Source organism: Xenorhabdus littoralis, from assembly GCF_033949345.1.
Lineage (GTDB): Bacteria > Pseudomonadota > Gammaproteobacteria > Enterobacterales > Enterobacteriaceae > Xenorhabdus > Xenorhabdus littoralis.
On sequence record NZ_VCDP01000188.1, the window covers coordinates 1 to 477 of the forward strand.

General features: G+C 54.7%; 1 protein-coding gene. It reads left to right on the forward strand.

Features of this window, described 5'->3' with window-relative positions; all coding sequences use genetic code 11:
- Positions 1–477 (forward strand): STY4528 family pathogenicity island replication protein (locus FE394_RS19160; protein ID WP_319927910.1); only part of this gene is annotated, 477 nt, incomplete at both ends.

The following is a 477-nucleotide window of genomic DNA, read 5'->3' on the forward strand; positions in this document are numbered from 1 at the left end:
CACCATTGCCAAAATGAAAAGCCGTCTGGAACAACGTACCGGCGATGACGTTTCACAGCTGCGCAGTGGTCTGCTGTTTATGGGTAACATTCAGGATGCCTATCCCCGTCGCCTGTTACTGGATGATCGCCTGTCACCGCTGGATAAAACGGGCTGGATGATGATCCGTTTGTATGCGCAACAAAATGAAGGGGCGGTTTTCCCCAGCTACGATGAATTGCAGGTGCTGCTGGCCTCGCCCTATAAAGGCAAAGCCTCGCGTGAAACCGTCAGCCGGGTATTGCTGATGTTGCGAATAACCGGCTGGCTGAGTTTATGCAAGCGCATTCGGGATGAACATGGGCGGGTGCGGGGCAATATCTATGCGCAACACGATGAACCGCTGACCTGCCGTGATGCCGAGATTCTCGATCCTCACTGGCTGGATACCGTGGCAGAAGCCTGTCGCAGCAAAAACCGCACTATCAGCCAGACGGC